General features: G+C 42.1%; 5 protein-coding genes. 1 reads left to right on the plus strand and 4 read right to left on the minus strand.

Annotated features, from left to right (window positions below; all coding sequences use genetic code 11):
* Positions 1 to 10 precede the first annotated feature (10 nt).
* Positions 11 to 1,237: an RtcB family protein gene (locus PSF09_RS16345; RefSeq protein ID WP_272666244.1), complete on the minus strand. Its 1,227-nt coding sequence runs from the start codon at positions 1,235 to 1,237 to the stop codon at positions 11 to 13.
* 3 nt (positions 1,238 to 1,240) lie between these two features.
* Positions 1,241 to 2,362, minus strand: coding sequence for a slipin family protein (locus tag PSF09_RS16350; protein WP_272666290.1), 1,122 nt, complete (start codon positions 2,360 to 2,362; stop codon positions 1,241 to 1,243).
* Between the two features lie 486 nt (positions 2,363 to 2,848).
* Here PSF09_RS16350 and rtcR point away from each other — a divergent pair, with 486 nt between their 5' ends.
* Positions 2,849 to 4,432 (plus strand): RNA repair transcriptional activator RtcR, encoded by a 1,584-nt coding sequence (rtcR, locus tag PSF09_RS16355; RefSeq protein ID WP_272666243.1) that lies wholly within the window; start codon positions 2,849 to 2,851, stop codon positions 4,430 to 4,432.
* Between the two features lie 59 nt (positions 4,433 to 4,491).
* Here rtcR and PSF09_RS16360 read toward each other — a convergent pair whose 3' ends face one another.
* Complete coding sequence (locus tag PSF09_RS16360) at positions 4,492 to 18,012, minus strand: Ig-like domain-containing protein (RefSeq protein WP_272684175.1); 13,521 nt, start codon at positions 18,010 to 18,012, stop codon at positions 4,492 to 4,494.
* A 427-nt stretch (positions 18,013 to 18,439) separates the two neighbouring features.
* Positions 18,440 to 20,608 (minus strand): inverse autotransporter beta domain-containing protein, encoded by a 2,169-nt coding sequence (locus PSF09_RS16365; protein WP_272684176.1) that lies wholly within the window; start codon positions 20,606 to 20,608, stop codon positions 18,440 to 18,442.
* Positions 20,609 to 20,684: the final 76 nt, after the last annotated feature.

Genomic DNA, 20,684 nt, shown 5'->3' on the forward strand with positions numbered 1-20,684 from the left:
CTTTTTATATTTAACCCTTAACGCACACCACTTGACGTAGGGTATGAACAATTTCTACCAGTGATGATTGTGCTGCCATTACCGCGTCGATGTCTTTGTAGGCCATCGGTATTTCGTCAATCACATCACTGTCTTTTCGGCATTCAACATGGGCGGTAGCCATTTTTTGGTCGCTGACTGAGAAACGTTTTTTGGCTTCAGTTCGGCTCATTACACGGCCTGCACCGTGGCTACAGGAACAAAAACTTTCTTCATCACCCAACCCGCGCACGATAAAACTTTTTGCCCCCATAGACCCTGGAATGATCCCCATTTGGCCTTTTCGAGCGGATACTGCGCCTTTGCGGGTTACCAGTACTTCTTCACCAAAGTGCTGCTCTTTTTGCACATAGTTATGATGACAATTTACGGCTTCTTGCTCTGTGATAAACGGTTTTGGAATTTCACGCGATAGTGCTTCCAATACGCGGTGCATCATCACTTCACGGTTATGGCGGGCAAAGTCTTGCGCCCAACCCACCGCTTCCATATAGTCATTAAAATGCACACTTCCTTCTTCGAAATAAGCCAAATCTCTATCGGGCAAATTAGCAATATGCTGTTGCATATCTTTTTGTGCCAATGTGATAAACAAGTTACCAATCGCATTTCCCACTCCGCGTGATCCGCTATGTAGCATTACCCATACACGGTTTTGTTCGTCTAAACACAGCTCAATAAAGTGGTTTCCCGTTCCCAACGTCCCTAAATGGTTATAATGGTTGGTTTGGCGCAGTTTTGGGTACTTATCACAGATACGTTTGAACTCTTCATCCAAGTGCGCCCAGTGGGTATCGACAATATCCGGTGTACGATGCCAAGCCCCTTTATCACGCCCATGTCGATGGGTGGTTCGACCGTGCGGCACTGCCGCTTCAATGGCAAAACGGATGTTTTGCAAGCTATCCGGCAAATCTGATGCCGTTAAGGACGTTTTTACGGCAATCATTCCACAACCAATATCCACTCCAACCGCTGCAGGGATAATGGCCCCTTTGGTCGGGATCACGCTCCCAATTGTCGATCCTTTTCCCACGTGCACATCTGGCATCACAGCAAGGTGCTTGAAAATAAACGGCATTTTTGCAGTGTTTTGCAGCTGGGTTACCGCTTTTGGGTCAACAGGCACCCCATTGGTCCACATTTTTACGGGTGCGCTATTTTCTTGAGTTAATTCATTGAATTTATTATTTATCATTATTTATTCCTTAATTTTTACTAATCCGTTTAATACTTGGTCTAAACCGCCGTAAACTGAAATTTGGTCGATGCGATGCGCAATGTTTTCTAGGGTTTCAAGTTCTTTTAAACGCAGTGCAACTGGGTTGTTTTCCATTACTTTAGCGGTATTTAGCAGTGAGCGAGTCGCGGCGGTTTCTTCGCGGCGGCGGATCACGTTAGCCTGTGCCGATTTCTCGGCTTCTACCACTTGGGATAAAATCGTACGCATATCTCCCGGTAAAATAATGTCTTTTATACCAATACTGTCGACTTCTAAACCAAACTCCGTTACGCATTGTGCTATTTGAGTTAGCATCAACTCATCAATTAACTGCTTATTTTCTAAAAGTTCGTCTAAAGTTCGGGTACCGACGATTTCCCTTAATGAAAACTGTAACTCACGGTATAAATGCTCTACAGGCTGACTCAATTTTGAGAACGCCAACAAAATATCGTGATAGCGCCAGTTAGCTGAAAGATTGATGCGCAGCGTCACTTTGTCCTTGGTTAAAATCTCTTGTCCACTCACTTCAAGGGATTGCAAACGAGTGTCTATTATTTCAACTTCCGGTTTGTGGTTGATTTTCCAATAACCGTAAGTTCCCGGTTGTAATAAATTTTGTATCTCACCATCAATTTTTAACATACCCACATGCCATGCAGGCACTTGACTAATCAATGCCAACTCATTGCCTTTAAGGCGTTTTTTACCCATTAAGCGTGCAACTAAGGTGGAGTCGATGACACTATCTTCTAGCGATAGCAGTTCCACTTTTAAGCTATTACCATTTTTCCAATACAACCGACGAGTTGCTGGTGGCAAGATTTCGCTCAAGCTATTGTGTAAATAAATAAATCCAATTTCATCATCAGATAACGCTACATCAAGGCAGTGCTCATCAACCCAGTCTGAGTGAAATTGGCGCAAATGTTCTGCCAGCTTATTTTCAATTGGCTCTTCATTTAATGGATACATGGTCACGGTTAATTTGTTAAACCAATCATTCACTTTGTGCTCACCAGCCAATAATAGGTGCTGAAAATCGCCATTTTTAGCGGTCAATGCGATAAGTCCTTGAGCAACTTTTATTTTTTTCATTATTTTTCCTTTTTTAATATTTATCCGCCACTGAAGAAAAAAGCGAAGTGGTGAGGGGAAAAGTAGAGTGCCTAACTGGGCTGTCTAAATTTCTGCTCATCACTCGGCGTGGCTCTCGAGTGGCGGCGTTAAGCTTAACTTCAGCTCGTTGTTATACGTTTTGGAGACGTTAGTTTCAGGAGTCGAACCTGATAGCTGTGCTATTACCATAAGGTATCTCCCAGCGGACGGAATACAGATCATGTAGTGACTAACGCCACCATGTCTGCACCGGTTGAACGCGAAGTTCAGACAATTTCCGGCAGTAGATGAATGTCTAATTGCCAGAAGCGTGCCAACTTTTTTAAAAACGGGATAAATATTTTTATTTGATTGAAATATAAATGAAAAATAATTTTAAGATAAAAGTAGTAAACATTGGCTTGGTAGATGGATTATGCTAATTATTATCTTTTTATATCGTTATTTATAAATTTATATAAATTCATTATGAATAAAAAACGCAAAGTGGTTATTGGGGTACTGGGTACGGTACTTGATAGACGAGGCAAAAAAGCCAATCGCTGGACAAAATGGCGCCCAACGGTAGGCTTGTGCCAACAACCTGATTTGGATATCGGCCGTTTTGAACTGCTACATCAAGTGAATGATTATGGTATGGCGAATCGGGTGAAAGAGGATATTGAGCAAGCCTCTCCCAGTACCGAAGTGGTACTGCATGAGGTGGATATTGCCGACCCGTGGGATTTCGAAGAGGTATACACCTCGTTATTGGATTTTTCTTCAAGTTATCCTTTTGATACTGACAACGAAGAGTATTTGGTGCATATCACTACCGGCACCCATGTGGTACAAATTTGCTGGTTTTTATTAACTGAAGCCCATTATTTACCCGCTAAATTAATCCAAACGTCTCCCAGCCAAAAAGGGCGAGAAAAAGACCCTGTTGGTATTCATGCGGTTATTGACTTAGATTTAAGCCGTTATGCACACATTACTAGCCGCTTCCAAAAAGAGCAGCAGCAACAGGTTTCGTTTTTAAAATCTGGGATTGCCACGCGTAATGCCGCATTTAACACCATGATTGAACAAATCGAGCGGGTAGCACTGCGCTCGAAAGCGCCGATTTTACTCAATGGCCCAACAGGGGCAGGAAAATCTTTCTTAGCGCGCCGCATTTATCAATTACGCGAAAGCCGCCACCAAGTCAAAGGGCGTTTTATTGAGGTGAACTGTGCCACTTTGCGCGGTGATAATGCCATGTCGACGCTATTTGGCCATGTAAAAGGGGCGTTTACTGGGGCACTAAATGCACGAGGCGGTTTGTTAAAAGAAGCCGATGGCGGCATTTTATTTTTAGATGAAATTGCAGAACTTGGCCTTGATGAACAAGCTATGTTACTCAAAGCCATTGAAGAAAAACGTTTTTTTCCTTTTGGCTCCGACAATGAAACCCAGAGTGATTTCCAACTGATTGCGGGCACCCACCGCAACCTTGCAGAGCAAGTGGAATCCGGTAAGTTTCGGGAAGATTTATACGCTCGTATCAATATGTGGACCTTTGCCTTACCGGGGTTAAAAGAACGTCGTGAAGATATTGAACCCAATATCGATTATGAATTAGCCAAATTTTGCCAAGTTCAGCAAAGCCAAATCCGTTTTGATAGCGAAGCGCGCAATGTGTATGTGAGGTTTGCTTGTTCCCCGCAAGCCCAGTGGCGCGGCAATTTCCGGGAATTGGGTGCCTCCATTAGCCGAATGGCCACTTTTGCCGAACGCGGGCGCATCACCAAAGTGGTCGCCGAGGAGGAAATTGGCCGTTTGCAGTCTCAATGGCAGCCAAAATCAACCAATACATTACCAAAGCAAATTGGTGAAATTGATTTATTCGACCAACCACAGTTGGCAATGGTGCTTGAAGTTTGCCGCCGTTCATCTACCCTTTCCGAAGCGGGGCGTGAGCTGTTTGCGGTATCACGGCAACATAAAAAACAGCCCAATGATGCGGACAGGTTGAGAAAATATTTAGCTAAGTTTAAGTTGGATTGGGAAGGGGTGAAAGCGGGGTATTGAAAGGCTTTATATTGCTAAGTCGTAAAAGAAAAATCCCCGCCGAAGCGGGGATGTGGGGGTTAATATTCGGCAATACAAAGTGTTTTTAGACTATTGCTATACATTGAGGCCGGAATGGAAATAACTTTGTCGGTACCAAGAGTTACAGCATCATTTCCTGTCCAGTACCATCCTAGAACATTATGATAAGTATCTATTTTTTTCTGAGGGTTCTGAAATAACATTGCTATTTCTGAGTCATAGGCAGGACGGCCTCCTTCAATGCTGCACCCAGAATCATCCATATTAAGTTCTTTCTTCTTCGTGGCGTAGAAATATGTATTTATTGTTATCGTTGCGCGTATAGCCTCAAGTTTATGGCTGTTTTTATTCGGCCTAGCGGTTAATTTGATGACATTTTTTTGACGATTTGGTTTATTTTTTATATAAGGGACCAACTTGGTACCAAAGCCTATCACATCTGGATGGCTATTCTCCCATGTATAATCAGTATAATCCTTTGTTATTGAATAGAAATGAAAATACTGTTGGTCAAGTACTGCTGTGGGGTAATTAATATCTTGGAAAGAATAGAAATAGATATCAGTTTTCTGTTCGGCGCCCACATGACCAATTGAATTAGAGTCAAGGGTTACCATTACTTTCTCTGCTTTTAAGTTCGAGATAGATGCAGTATACACACCTGATGCTGCTATTTCTTTCATAACAGCGTTACTTAGGACTCCACTACTTGAAGTGATCTTTGGTTTTTTACCTGAGATAAGTACTCCATTTTTATTGATAAGCTTTAAGGTTATTATCGCCTTGTCTTTGCCATTACCTTCAACTGAATCGGTATCAACGGATAACTCACTTTTCCCTTTGTCGAAAACTGGAGGAAGAGTTTTGATATTGATCGCTTTTTTCTCCGTTGTTTTGGCTGAATTACTTATATCAACAGTTAATGTGTGCATTCCTGCCGCGACAAATTTAACACTGGTTGAATAGTTTCCACGCTTATCATCGCGCCATGCTAATGAAGAAAAAGCCTGCTTATTACTCGATAAAGTAATGTCACTTGAACTGATATCAATAACACCGTTACCATACTTATCTTGTAGCTTGAGAGTTAATGTAACCGTAACCCCAGTTTCCGCGGTATCTAGGGTATCTATCTTAATGGTTGCAACACTTTCTGCACCCTGAGGGGCGGTAAATATGATTTCGGTTGGTTTTGCCAAACTGTTACTATTTACGGTCACATCTAATTGATGGGTACCGACTTTCGTCGATTGCCAATTAGTGGTGTATTGACCTTGAGATCCTTCAACCCAAGTAATATTTTCTGCTTGGCCACCATTAGTTAATTGAATGTTTCGATTGGTAACATTAATAACACCATTACCGAACTGATCTTTGAGTTGTAATGTCAGTAGAGTATCCACACCTAATTTGGCCGTTGCTGACGCAGATAAATTAACTTTCGCAACATTTTTGTCGCCTTCTAGTGGTTTCACTTCAATTTCGATATTTTTTACCTGACCATTTACCTCAACCGATAAAGTGTGTGCTTTAACTTTCTCTAAGGTTATCTGAGCGGTATAGACACTATCGTGTAATGGTGTTTTCACCCACGATGCTTTTGTGGTAATGGTGCTATCGGTATTTTTAAACTTAATGTCTTTCGACGTGACATCTGCCACTTCATTGCCGTAGTTATCAAACATGGTGAGGGTTAATGTGGTGCTCTCACCTGCACTCATTGAAGTTGCAACAGTGGTTAATTTAATGTCTTTAACGTTGCTAGTCCCTTTCAATGCTTTCACCGTGATTTCCTTGGTATTGGCATTCTGCTTATTCACCACCGCGGTTAAGGTATGTTTACCCACTTTGGTTAATGGTAAGGTGGCTTTATACACGCCTACCGATTCCATTTTCCAAGCGATACTACTGCTATTGATAATTTCTGCGCTATGGTTATCAGTTAACTCAATATCTGCCCCATTGACGCCAGTCACCAAGTTGCCATATTGGTCATTCAAAGTTAAGGTTAATTCAGTTTTTTCACCGGCATTAAGCCCCGCTGTCTTAGTGGAAAGTGTTGCGCTGTTTACCACATCTTTTCCGCTTGGATAGGTTGCTTCTACGGTTTGTATACGGCTTGGTTTTTTATTTACCGTGGCTTTAAACTGGTAATTACCGACAGTTTCCAACCGTTGTTTAGTGGTGTATACGCCATCTTGTGGGTTAGTCCATTTAACATTTGTAGGTTTTCCATTATTGGTGAGCTGAATGTCTTTAGTATTGATATCAATAACACCGTTATCAACGCTATCCGTTAAGGCTAATGTTAACGTGACTTCTTTACCTGCTTCAATGGTGCCTTCGTCAGTTGACAGCGTGGTTTTATGCACATTGTTTGTGCCTTTAGCAGGGGCTACGGTTAACTCAATCTTATCGCTGAGTATGTTATCTGCGGCAACTTGAATAGGCTGCTTGTGTAACTTGTTCATCGTGAGTTCTTGAGAGTAAAAACCATCTTTAAGCTCTTTCCATATAGAGGTCGATTGCAAGCCCGTCAATAACGTCAAGTTTGATGATGCCCCAGTCAGCTTGTTACCAAACTTATCTTTTAGCCCCACTGTTAGGGTGACTTTCTCCGCTGAATTGACCGTGTTTTTTGTTGCACTATGGGTGATAGACAGGGTGTCTAATGAGCCACGCAGACCATCTTTATTATAAGAGCTAATCAAAATTTCTTTTGGTACTTTGACGTTCCAATTAGTGCTTTCTGATTGGCCATTGACTTCCACTGTTATTTTATAACGGCTCGCTTTGGATGCAGGAAGTTGAGCGATATATTTATTCATCACATTCTTTTCCATAAAGACAATACTTTGCTCTTTATCGTTAATTTTCAATTTGATATCACTGCTGCTGACATTCTTAACGGTGTTGCCATATTGGTCAGTTAAACTAATAGATAATGATGATGGTTGTCCTGCGTCACTGTCGGCTATCGGTGAGATAGTGATTGTTTTTACTACATCTTTACCCATTGGCGAATTGACCGCGACATTGGTTGTATCCGTAAATTTACCAATACCTGCACTCAGAGTATGTGTTTTGACTTCACTGAGCATGGTGGTGGTGGTATAGATACCTAAGCCATGGCTATCTTCTTTCCAAATTATTGGTCCTTTGCTAGAAATGCCTGTATAACCAATGTCGCTATTGTTGAGGTTGATAACTGGGTTGTTATCGGCATCAGTCACTTTTAAGGACAACGTTAGGTTATCACCCGCGGTGATCACGTTTGGTGTTGCCGTTAGCGTTACTTTGTGAACTCGTTTTGAGTCTGTTGAAGGCTTCACTTCAATCAAGACATTTGTGCTTGGTATTTTATTAACAGTAGCTCTCAGCGAGTGAATACCTGCAATTGAGATGACGGCTGGTGTGGTATAAATACCGTTTCCTTTTGATGTCCAGATTAAACCCGTAAGGTCTTTTTGAGTATGAGCATCACGGATTACGATATCGGTATTTTTAATTCCTTCAATGCCATTATCCCATTGGTCGGTTAATTTGAGTGTCAGCTCGGTTGTACTACCAACGGTCAGTTGATTGGTGCTGGCTTTGAGTTCAGCTTTGCTGACGTGTTTTGGCCCCGCTAGCGCACTGACATCAATAGTTACTGGTGTATTTGTTTGGTTATTAACTCGACTGACAAAGGTGTTTCTCCCTTGTTTATGCAATGGGAGGCTGGCTATGTAAACACCTGCACTTTTTTCTTGCCAAACCAGAGCAGTGACAAGAGCATTGTTATGTTCTACTTGAATGTCGTTAGTTTGTACCTTTTCAACACCATTACCATGGCTATCAGTTAGTGTTAATTTCAATTCAACTGAATTATTCACAGATAACTTACTGTTAATAATGTCTAATTTTACGTTTTGAACGGCAGATTTACCTTCTGGTGAGCCAACATTAATGTTTACTTCTTTACTGTTATTATTAACTGTTACTTTTAGAGTATCTTTACCCTGTTTTTTCAATAATAACTCGGCGGTATAAGTGCCATCTGCATTGTCTTTCCATACGACGGAACTGGTTTGTTTATGATTGATGACAATACTTTTGCTCTCAATTCCCCTTAACGGATTGTCAAAATAGTCTTTTAAGGTCACGGTAAGCTTTAATTTATCACTGGTTTTAAGATTATCCGTTGGGGCAGTCGTGAATAACAGGTCATCCACTACGCCACGCTGGTTCTTAGCACCGCTACCGTTACCATTGATGACAACAAGGGTGGTGGGTTTTGCAACAGTCAATGTTTTAGCGGCAGAATCGTGATTATTGACGGAGACAACAAGGCTGTATTTACCCTGTTGTTGACCTGGTAGTGTGCCAACATAGTTACCATTCGGCTGTTGAGAAACGAGAACTACTGATGGGTTTTTATTGCCGATTTTAGCCGTTACCTCTTTGATGCCGTCAATAGAGTGACCATTTGCATCTGTCAGTGAGACCGCCAATGTGCTTTCTGCACCTGCCATAGTTGGAAGTATCGCGAGGATTGTAATTTTATCAACATGGCTACCGCCTACGGCCTTTTCAACTCGGATAGGAAGAGCTTGGCTATTGATATTATTGACAGTAGCTATTAGCTCATCGTTACCAAGCATGTTTAACAGTAAACTCGCGGTATAAGTCCCATCTTTGTTATCAATCCAAGTCACCTTACCTGTTTGGTTATGGGTTAGGGTGATTTTATCGAGTGCAATACCCGTCAGTGTATTGTCGACCGCATCTTTCAGCGTCAATGTCAGGGTGAGCTTATCGCCAGATCTGAGGTTTTGTACTGTTGAAGCCTTGAGCTCAACGGTTTTAACCACTCCGAGGGTCTCTTTTGTGCCAGAGCCGTCGGCTTTATTCGCTTTAATGGTTGTGGCTGGACTTACTGCCCACGATTGTTGCTCTGTATATTTATTAGCCGTGACTTTAACGGTGTAACTGCCTGCTTTACTTGCCGGTAGCGTCGCGCTGTAAGTGCCTTTGGTGCTAGTTTCAGTGAACTTGATGTCTGCTAATTTGTCGTTGATAGTGACTTTAATGTCATTAGCTATCTGAGTAACGCCATTGCCATGACTATCTTTAGCTTTCACTGTGATGATTTTCGCTTGACCTGCTGCGGAAGCGTCGATCGAGTCCAGATTGATCGTTTTTACCTGCGTAACCTGATCCGCATTTGTGACAGTAATATTCACTGATGTGCTATTCACACTGTTAACAATTGCTTTTAATGGGTCTTTACCCAGCACTTTTAACGGTAATAGTGCCGTGTAGCTGCCGTTATTGTTATCACTCCATGTCACTGTACTGCCTTGATTTTGTTGCAGAGTGATACTGGTAACGCCTTTAAGTGGGTTACTAAACTTATCCTTTAAGGTCATGGTCAGTTGTAAGTTATCGCCTGATTTGACGTTAGTATTTGGTGTTACAGCCAGTGTGACCTCATTAACCACGCCACGAGTGCCTTTAGCTCCTCCGCCATTTTGAGTTGCTAAGACGGTATCTGGAGTTGCAACATTGAACGGTTTTTCTGTTGATGACAAGCCATTGGCCGTGATAATGACGGGATGAGAACCACTCAATTGCCCCGGTAATGTTCCGATATAGCGACCATCTGCTTGTTGGGTAACGGCAACGTTTGATAGCTGTTGCTGATCCATTTTAATATCGACACTTTTGATGCCAGTAACTGGGTGGCCATTTTTATCCGTTAAGGCCACAGTAAATTCGCTGCCTGTACCGGCGGCGGCTGGTGTGATATTGATGATTTCGACTTGTTTAACGCTGTTACTACCTTCTGCTTTTTTAACAATGATGCTAATTGGCCGGCTATTCACGCTATTCGCTGTGGAAATTAGTGTATCTGTCCCAAGCGTGTCTAACAGTAAACTCGCGGTATAAGTCCCATTATTTTGTTCAGTCCAAGTCACCTTACCTGTTTGGTTATGGGTTAGGGTGATTTTATCGAGTGCAATACCCGTCAGTGTATTGTTGAACGCATCTTTCAGCGTCAATGTCAGGGTGAGCTTATCGCCAGATTTGAGGTTTTGTACTGTTGAAGCCTTGAGTTCAACGGTTTTAACCACGCCTTGCGTTTCAGCTTTACCTGAACCATCAGTTTGAGTTGCCTTAATGATTGAGGCGGCCTTAACGACCCAACTTTGTTGGTTTTCCTTTTTATTAGCCGTGACTTTAACGGTGTAACTGCCTGCTTTACTTGCCGGTAGCGTCGCGCTGTAAGTGCCTTTGGTGCTAATTTCAGTGAACTTGAGGTCTGCTAATTTGTCGTTAATAGTGACTTTTATGTCATTAGCTATCTGAGTCACACCTTGTTGATGGGTATCTTGAATTTTTACGGTAAGATTGCCCGCTTTCCCGGCTTCTGACTGGGCGATAGGGTCAATGATAACCTTATCTACTTGATTGACTTGGTTGGTGTTTTCCACCGTAATGTTTACGGTTGAACTCTCTTTCTGGTTAACGATGGCTTTTAGCGTACCACTTCCCAACATTTTTACTGGTAATGTTGTGGTATAACTGCCGTTATTGTTATCACTCCATGTCACTGTACTGCCTTGATTTTGTTGCAGAGTGATACTGGTAACGCCTTTAAGTGGGTTATCAAACTTATCCTTTAAGGTCACGGTCAGTTGTAAGTTATCGCCTAATTTAACGTTAGTATTTGGTGTTACAGCCAGTGTGACCTCATTGACGACACCACGTGCTCCTGCTGTTCCCCCACCATTTGGTGCTGCCAAGGCGGTATCTGGTTTTGCAACTTGTAGTGGTCTTGGCGTTGATGCTTGGCTATTGGCCGTGACAATCACTGGGTGTGAACCACTCAGTTGGCCCGGTAATTTTCCGGTATAGCGGCCATCTGCTTGTTGGGTAACGGCAACGTTTGATAGCTGTTGTTGACCTATTTTAACATCGACACTTTTGATGCCAGTAACTGGGTGGCCATTTTTATCCGTTAAGGCCACAGTAAATTCGCTGCCTGTACCGGCGGCGGCTGGTGTGACATCGATGATATCGACTTTATGGATAGCATTACTGCCTAACTGTGATTTGACATCAATAACAACAGTGGAGCTTTGTATTTTATTTGCTGTGATAAATAAGTGATCTTGCCCCAATTGCGTTAAGACTAAGCTAGCCGTATAGGTTCCATCTTTTTGTGCTACCCAAGTCACTTTACCTTTTTGGTGATGGGTGAGTGATTGACCTAAATCGACGCCAGTTAGCGAGTTATCAAAGGCATCTTTTAACGTAACAGTTAGCTTTAACGTATCGCCAGACTTTAAATCTTTGCTAGGTGAAACCGTGAGTGTCGCAGTGTTGACCATACCGCGAGAACCTTTTTTACCACTGTTATTGTTGGCTATCGCTGTCGGGGAGGTGACTGTTAAGGTTGACTCAGCAGATTTAACGCCACCAACAGTGACAATGACTTTATGAACGCCTGCTTTTTGGCCAGAAAGTGTGCCAGTATAAGTTCCTTTGCTGCTGGTTTCTGCTATCTTCAGCAACTCTTCAGCGCCATCGATAGACACAACTGCGTTACTATCTATCCCTGTAATGGATTGATTATTGGCATCAGTGAGTGCCAACGTGATGGAGCTTGTTTCACCGGCAGCTGGTTTAGTCAGGCTTTTGATTTCAACCTGTTTGATTTGAGTCGTACCAGTGGCATTGCCGACTTTAATGCTAATTAGTGGGCTGGCATGGCTATTAACAGTAGCGACTAAGTCATCTTCTCCAATGTTAGTTAGTGGTAAAATGGCGGTATAATTTCCATTCCGGTTGTCTGACCAACTGATTGTTTTAGCTTGCTGATTTTGTAATTGGATATGTGAACCATCAACACCGTCAAGGTAATTACCAAAGTTATCTTTTAGTGTCACGGTTAGTTGTAATGAATCGCCAGACTTTAAATCTTTGGTTGGTGATGAGGTTAATTCAACCGTTTTTACCACGCCACGTTGATTTTCTGTACCACTGCCATTGTTATTTTTAACAGTAATAATTGCTGGTTTTTTCACTTGCCAAATTTTTGATGTATTTTGGCTGTTAGCACTAACTTCAACATTATAATCTCCCATTTTTTCAACAGGTAATGTGGCAGTGTAGCTCCCTTTGTTGGATGCTGATTCTGTAAACTGTAGTATTTGAGCTTGTTGATTAATCTTAACGGTAATGTTGTTAGCAATTGTGGTTACGGGGTGCTGATACTTGTCGGTAACTTTCACTGTGATAGTTTGGTTTTCACCTGCTTCACTCGGCGTGATTGGTTCCAGTTCGACATTAGCCACTTTATTGATATCCATCGCATTACTTACGGTAATGGAAATTAATTGTGATTTATGGCCGTTAATCGAAGCCGTTAAATCAGTAGAGCCTGTTTGCGTTAGCAGTAACGGAGTCGTGTAAGTGCCGTTACCTTTATCTAACCATTTTAACGAGCTCGCTTTATATCCATCCAGAATCATATTACTGGTATCGATAGTGGTTAAGGGATTATTAAATGCATCAACTATGGTCACTGTGATATTCAGACTGTCACCTGATTGCAGATGTGTGATATCACCTGTTGTCATGGTAATGTTATTGATAACGCCTCGTTCGCCACTATTACCTGTTCCGCTTGTATTATTCGAGCTAACTGGGACCGGTTTTTTCACTTCTAAAGTATTTTTAACGGAGCCTTGGCCATTCACACTTGCATGAATGTCGTATTTACCGGTTTGCAGAGCTGGCAGTGTGACTTCATAAATACCTGATTTCCCTTCTTTTGCTGGCAAAGTGTGGGGTTTGTTATCAATATTAACGATAATTTCAGTTTCACCGACTACCGGGTTGCCATGTGTATCGGTTAATTGAACTGCCAGTATGCTGCTTGAACCTGCGGCAGGTTGCTCAGTCTTGATAATTGCAACTTTGCTGACCTTGTCTGTTCCTTTGGCAAGATTGATTTGAATCGGTTTTACGGGAGTTTTATTGCCATCAATTGACGCAACTAAACCTTTCGCGCCAACTTCAGTTAACGTGATGGTCGCGCTGTAAGAACCATCGCGGTTATCTTTCCATACTGGCTTGCCGTTATATCCTTCAAGTTTGATATTATTGGTGTTGAGTGCTGTTAAACCGTTACCAAAGGCATCGGTGATGGCCACACTGATTTCAAGTTGACTGCCAGATTGTAAGTTGTCGGTATTGCCCGTTGTCATGACAATACTATTGACCACGCCTTTTTCTCCCGGCTTACCTGTGTTATTGGGTTTAATTGGCGTTGGTGGGGTAACCACTAAAGTTGTATCAGTTGAGCCCTTACCATTCACACTCGCGCTAATGTTGTGATTTCCTGCTTGTAGTGCGGGTAGTGTCGCCTCGTAAATACCCGGTTTTCCTTCTTTTGCTGGAAGCTTATGGGTTTGTCCATCAACATTGATGGTAATTTCTTTTTCCCCGATAACGGGATTGCCATGTTTGTCGGTTAATTCGATAGTGGCAGTACTATTTGTGCCTGCTGACGGTTTTTCTGTTTTGATGATTTTTACTTTATCAACGTGAACAGTTCCTACAGCGTTATTAACCTGTACCTCAGTTAGAGGGCTGTGGGTGCCATTGACAGAAACAGTTAAATCATTGCTACCAACGTCGGTTAAGATCAGGGTGGTGGTGTAAGAGCCATCGCCATTATCCACCCAGTTTAAGGTACTCCCTTTGTGTTTACCGATATCGATATTATCCCTGTTTAAATCCACCAAGCCGTTACCAAAGGCATCCGTCACTGTTACAGTGATATCAAGGGAATTGCCGGATTCAAAACGGTTAGAGTGATCAAGTGTGATCGCCACCTTATCAACAACGCCTTTCTCACCCTGTTGACCCGTTCCGTTAGAGTTATTAGGGGATATCGGTTTTGGTTGTTCAACTAGCAAGCTTTCTTTGATTGATACAGTACTATTTACACTCGCATGGATATTATGTTGGCCTGCTTGCAGTGCTGGCAGTGTGACTTCATAAATACCCGGTTTCCCTTCTTTTACTGGCAAGGTGTGTAGCTTGCCATCAATCTCAACAATTATTTCCTGTTCACCGACCACTGGGTTGCTGTTTTTATCGGTTAACTCGACGGTCAGTATGCTGCTTGAACCTGCGGCAGGTTTTTCTGTTTTGATGATTTCAACTTTGCTGACCTTGTCTTTCCCTGTGGCATTGCTCACTTGGATTTGTTTCTGTGAACTCGCAGAGCCATTAATGGAAGCGGTGAGGTCATTATTGCCGGCTTCGGTGAGTGGCAAGGTGGTGGTGTAAGAGCCATCACCGTTGTCAACCCATACCAACGTATCACCTTTATGTTTACCAATATCGATATTATTGGTGTTCAAGCCAGCTAAGCCGTTGTTAAAGGCATCGGTAATGGTCACAGTGATTTCAAGATTATCGCCAGATTGCAGATTGTTCGTATTGCCTGTCGTAATTTCTATTTTATCAATAACGCCTTGCCCACCTTTTTGTCCTGTACCATTTGGATTTTTAGGCTTAACAGGCTGTGGCTTATCAATAATCAGCAACTCTTTGGGGGATTTTTTCCCGTTAACGACAGCGGAAAGATCATGGTTGCCCGCGAGTTGTCCATCAATAATCACTTGGTAAATGCCCGGTGATGTTTCGGTTGTAGGTAAAGTGTGAGGCTGACCATTAATATTGATGGTGATTTCTTTTTCCCCGACAACCGAGTTACCATATTTATCAGTTAACTCGATAGTTACAGTGCTATCCATACCTGCGGCAGGCTTTTCTATTTTAGTGATTTTTACCTTATCAACATGGGTTGTTCCGGTGGCATGATTGACTTGAATGTCTGTTTTCGGGCTAGTACTGCCATTGATGGAGGCAGTTAGGTCATTGTTGCCGACTTCGGTTAATGGCAAGGTGGTAGTGTAAGAGCCATCACCATTATCCGTCCACGTCAGCGTGTCACCTTTGTGTTTACCGATATCGATATTATCGGTATTCAAGTTTGATAACCCATTGCCAAAGGTATCGGTGATGGTTACTGTCACATTAAGGGTATCCCCTGATTGTAAACTCTGGGTTTTGCTTGGAGTGATGACGATATTATCAATAACCCCTTTTTCTCCTTTTTGACCTGTACCGTTCGAGTTGTTCGGCGAAATCGGTTTTGGCTGCTCAACAATTAACGTCTCTGGGGAGGAAGTTTGCCCATCAACAGTAACGGTGATACTTGGTGTACCAGTGTGTTGCCCTGGTAATTTTCCGGTATAAACTCCGCTACCAGGAAAGGTTTCACTAATGGTTATTGGCGTAGGTTTACCATCGATATTGACTGTTATAGTACCATCAGCTCCAGATACGGTATTACCGTGCATATCAGTTAATAAAATGGCGATGCTACTGTCTGTGCCAGCCTCAGCTTTCGTGAGTTCTAAAATGCTGACATGGGCTAATTTGCCAAAGATAAAATGTACTTTTACTGTAGCGCTTTGTTCGTTCAGTGTTGCAGTGATTTCTACGGGGCCTGCGGCGTGACTGTCAACTTCTACTTCAGTGTTACCCTGTTCATCTGTTGGCGCTAACTGTGTGGTGTGTGCATTTTTCGCATCCAATTGCAGCATGGCACCTTGAATTGGGTGAGCGTTGTTATCGGTAATATGGAATTGAATTTTATTTTTAGATTTACCATCGGCAACGGCATTATCACTTAGAACATTGAAATGATTAATATGTGCTTGATGGGTATCGGCAATAAAGAAAAAAGCGGTTTCGATGGGAACGCCACCATTTGCTACGGCTTGAATGTGATGTTCGCCCGTGACTAGCGAGGTGAACTGAATTGACGCCTCGCCTTTCATATTAGTGACGATGTCATATTTTTGTTGAGTAGTTGACTTTGCCGCCTGCATTTTTTTAAACAGGTTGCTAAATGCCATACTGGAAGAGGTGGCTTTTTGAGTGGTTAATTTGAGTTCAGGAGGCAGGGTGAAGGTCACTATTGAGTCTGGCGCAACATGACCTAAACTATCTCTGGCCGTAATTGTTAGCGTATTAATATCTTTGCCATTGGCAACGGCATTTCCTTGCTTGATAACCTCACTCTGCTTAATTGATAATACGCCAGAGTTGGTGACTTCAACCAAGGTTGTGGCTTGCGGTGAAATATTTCCTTTGCTATCAGAGGCTGTTATTGTGAATCGGTAAAGGTTGATTTTCTTCCTTTCTTGTTCAGTCATTGCCACTTGATAGGATGGCAATTTGACTCTTGTCGCCGCACCGTCGAGGATGATTTCACCTCCAGCGGTTAAAAACTCAGGCGCTTGTACGGTCAATTTATCTAACGGATATTTGGTATTGAGGGTATTAATTAAAGGTAATAATTCCCCTGTTTTTCCTTGGATCATTGAGGGTAAGGATAGGGTTATCAGGGTTTTCTTTTGGTATTCCAGTACGATGTTGTTATTACGATTCACAAAATCATAGCGGCTGCCCATTAAGCGACGAGCATCACCCACTTTGCTTGGGTCAAGCTGCTCTGCGAGGCTCTTACCTAGTGCCCAAGTGAATTGCACTTTGGCATTGGTTTCACTCAATCCACCACTGATTTTTTGCTCTGCACTTAAAGTGACCAGAGAGAAAGGAGTCCAATTCACCCCAACCGTGGTGGCAAGTGGGTCTTTTTGGCGTTTATCTTTGCCGAATAGGGCGACATCATCGCCGAAATACTGTTCAAATTTAAGGTTTCCGCCAATGTTCGGGTAAGACGGCAACCAGCCTTCCGCTTGTAAATCCCAACCGTTGGCAGGGCGAGCATTGTAATCGTTATCTAATTCTGATGCGCTACGCCATGAAGACGTGCGCATATAAGTATTGGCGCTAAGTTTTAAAAAGTCTTGTGCGTATTCTGCGCCCAAACCTAAGCGAGAGTGGTAGCGAGATAAGTCATGATCGAAAAAGGCATTGACCCCCATCATGCGTTCAGGAGTAAAGTGACGAACCCCAATACCATTATTAGCTTGTAAGCGGCCATCAGTACGGTGAAGATTATGTTGGGTAAACAACAATAAATCTGCACTGTCATGCCAAGGAACTAACCAATCTAGCTGGGTATTTTTAATGGATAATTTTTTATCTACATCAACACTGAATTTGGCATTACCGGCTTTGGATAACCAATTGTTAATTTCATCAGTTGCCGCGTTTGTGACCTTACTGCGAGCGAAGTCTTGTGCCATATCTGCAAGATCTGCCGCCTTTTTCTTATCAGAGATAAAACGGGCAGCGCTTTGGCTATATTCCGCAATAAATTTCTCTGTTTTATCATTGCTATTGCTATTGCTGAGTACAGAGTCACTCCCCAAAGTAGGAAGATCATCAGGCGTGAGCATTTTTGCATAGCTTGGCATAACCGGCATGATGGCCGAAGACCATATTGCAGTAAAGAGCACAAAGCCGTTTGAGAGCTTGTGTCTCAAGGTTAGCTTCGGTGTTGATGTATCGGGGTTCATTCAATTTATTCCTAGTTTCAATATTAACTTGGCTATTGTTGAATGCTTATCGTGGTAAGAGCTTGTGAATTAGTTTGACTTAAACAGAAGCGAAATTTGCAAGGTGGAAAAATGCGGAATAGGTGGCTTTTATTGATAACGTTAAAAAATAATCTCCTCGCTGATATCAAAGAGTTTTTAGCGATTGGGAATAAATCTTACTTAAATAAAAACAATTAATTAGCTTATAAATGAATGCGATAATCACACAGGAATATGGCTTTTAAAGGTATGAATAAAAGACGCTGTTTGGTGGGTATGATAGTAAATTTCGTCGTAATGCAATAAAGCCATAAACTCAGTTAGTAAAATTAACAATGCCCTTGTTAAGGGGCATTTTTTGACATTGGAAGAGTAGTTAAAGTAAACCTATTTTATACAGAGAGTATTATCCTATTTTTTGAAATAGCTGCCTTAGCAAACTTAACGGTGTGCGTGTAGGTCTGTTTTGCTCATTTATTGGAGATTTGAAAAGAGTTCCTGTGCTTGGCTGAATATTTATCGCAGATCCATTCCTTAGAAAGTTGACTTGTATGGTTCTACTATCGCCATTTAGGGTCGCAATGACATCCATTGAACCTTCAACTAAACTACTGACTTTTAATTCTGTATATCCATATTCATCAGTCAGGTTAACCGTTGAGATAATGCCATTTAGGGCTGCAAAATGAACCTGCGCACCAGCGATGCTTTGTCGGTTATTATTCACAATATGTAATTTAATTGTATTTTTACTGCTCCCATCTGCCACCGCATTATTTTGAATAATATCAATGCTACCAATAAATGACTGGCTAATATCGGATTTAAAGTTATACATTTCATTAATTTCTGTACCATGATCAATATTTGCTTTTATTGCATAACTTCCTGATACCAAACTGGTAAATTGAATGGAAGCTTCACCTTTACTGTTAGCGATGATGCTATGGGATTGTTCCGGAACTGATTTTGCTGCCTGAGCCTTCCACATAAAATGATTAAGTAATGAATAGTATCCTGTGTTTTTTTGATCGCTAGATTTAAGGCTTGTAGGCAGTGTAAAGTTGACTTTCGCATTGGGTACTGGGTGGCCAAGCGCATCTTTGATGACGACGGCAAAGGTGTTTGTGTCTTTACCATCAGCAACGGCATTGTTTCTTTTGGCGGTATTTGCATGGCTGATGGTGAGAGTGCCTGTGTTAGTCACCTCAATTAACGTTTCCGCTTGTGGCGAAACATTTCCATTGGTGTCATAAGCTGTCACTGTTAAACGATAAAGGTTGAGTTGTGGGTTTTTAACTGTGTTGCTGGCAATTTTGTAAGACGGTAGTTTGACTGAACTCTCTAAACCGTTAAGGTGAATTTCTCCCCCAGCCGCTATCAATTCAGGGGCTTCTATCACTATTTTATCGAGTGGGTATTTAGTGGATAAATTGCGGATAATCGAGAGTTCTTCTCCTGTTATGCCTTGAATAACTTTCGGTAATGACAATGAAATTAAGGTTTTCTTTTGGTATTCCAATACAATATTGTTATTACGGTTAACAAAATCATAGCGGTTACTGGCGATATGACGAGTGGCTTCTACCGCTGAAGCATCAAGATGTTGCGCTAAGCTTTTCCCTAACAACCAATTGAACGCAACTTTTGCACTTGTTTCATTTGCGCCGCTACTGCCCATTTTATGTTCTGCATTTAGTGCGAGGAGGGGAAATGGAGACCAATTGACGCCGAAAGTTGTTGCCATTGGGTTTTTCTGGCGTTCATTTTGACCAAATAAAGCCACATCATCACCGTAATATTGCTCCAGCTTGAGATTCGCACCTAAATTAGCATACGTGGGTAACCAGCCTTCAAATTGAATATCCCAGCCGTTAGCAGGACGCGCATTATACTCATAGGCTAACTCGGACGCACTACGCCAAGTCGATAACCCCAAATAGCTATTCGCACTCATTCGAACATAATCTTGAGCATACTCCACACCAAACCCTAAGCGCGAATGGTAATGGGATAAATCATGATCAAAAAAAGCATTTACTCCGACCATGCTATTTTGCTGGAAATGACGTAATCCAAGGCCGTTATTAGTCTGCAATCGACCATCAGTGCGATGAATACTATGTTGGGAAAATAGCAATAAATCGGGTTGGTCATACCAAGGTACTAACCAATCTAATTGAGAAGTCTTAATTGACAATTTTTTATCTAGGTTAATGTTCAGCCTGGCATTACCTGCTTTGGATAACCAATGCGTTATTTCATCAGTCGCAATATTTGCGGCTTTATGGCGAGCGTAATCTTGCGCCATATCCGTGAGGTTTTTTGTTTTGTTTTCTTTTGATGCGAAATTTGCCGCATTTTGCCCATATTCCGCTAAAAAATGCTCGGTGCTATCTTCAGGTTGGGTTCCTTCAAATTGAGTGGCACTGCTACCGAGTGTTGGTAAATCGTCTGTACTGAGCATTTTGGCATAACTCGGCATGATTTGCGCAATGGCAACTGACCAAATAGCCGTAGAGAGTACTAAGCGGTTTGGTTGCTTTGGCTTCAATTTTGACGAAGGGAGATTCATCGAACATATTCCTGATATCAATATTAACATTGCTATTTTCAGGGTAGAAAGTGCTCAGTGCTTGTGAATTGATTGG

Origin of the sequence: Providencia sp. PROV141, assembly GCF_028481645.1 — a bacterium.
GTDB classification, from domain to species: Bacteria; Pseudomonadota; Gammaproteobacteria; order Enterobacterales; family Enterobacteriaceae; genus Providencia; species Providencia rettgeri.

Excerpts from the sequence above, each read along its gene's own strand:
- PSF09_RS16345 (WP_272666244.1), bottom strand. The coding sequence starts at position 1,237 with ATGATAAATAATAAATTCAATGAATTAACTCAAGAAAATAGCGCACCC.
- PSF09_RS16360 (WP_272684175.1), bottom strand. The coding sequence starts at position 18,012 with ATGAACCCCGATACATCAACACCGAAGCTAACCTTGAGACACAAGCTC.
- PSF09_RS16365 (WP_272684176.1), bottom strand. The coding sequence starts at position 20,608 with ATGAATCTCCCTTCGTCAAAATTGAAGCCAAAGCAACCAAACCGCTTA.
- rtcR (WP_272666243.1), top strand. The coding sequence starts at position 2,849 with ATGAATAAAAAACGCAAAGTGGTTATTGGGGTACTGGGTACGGTACTT.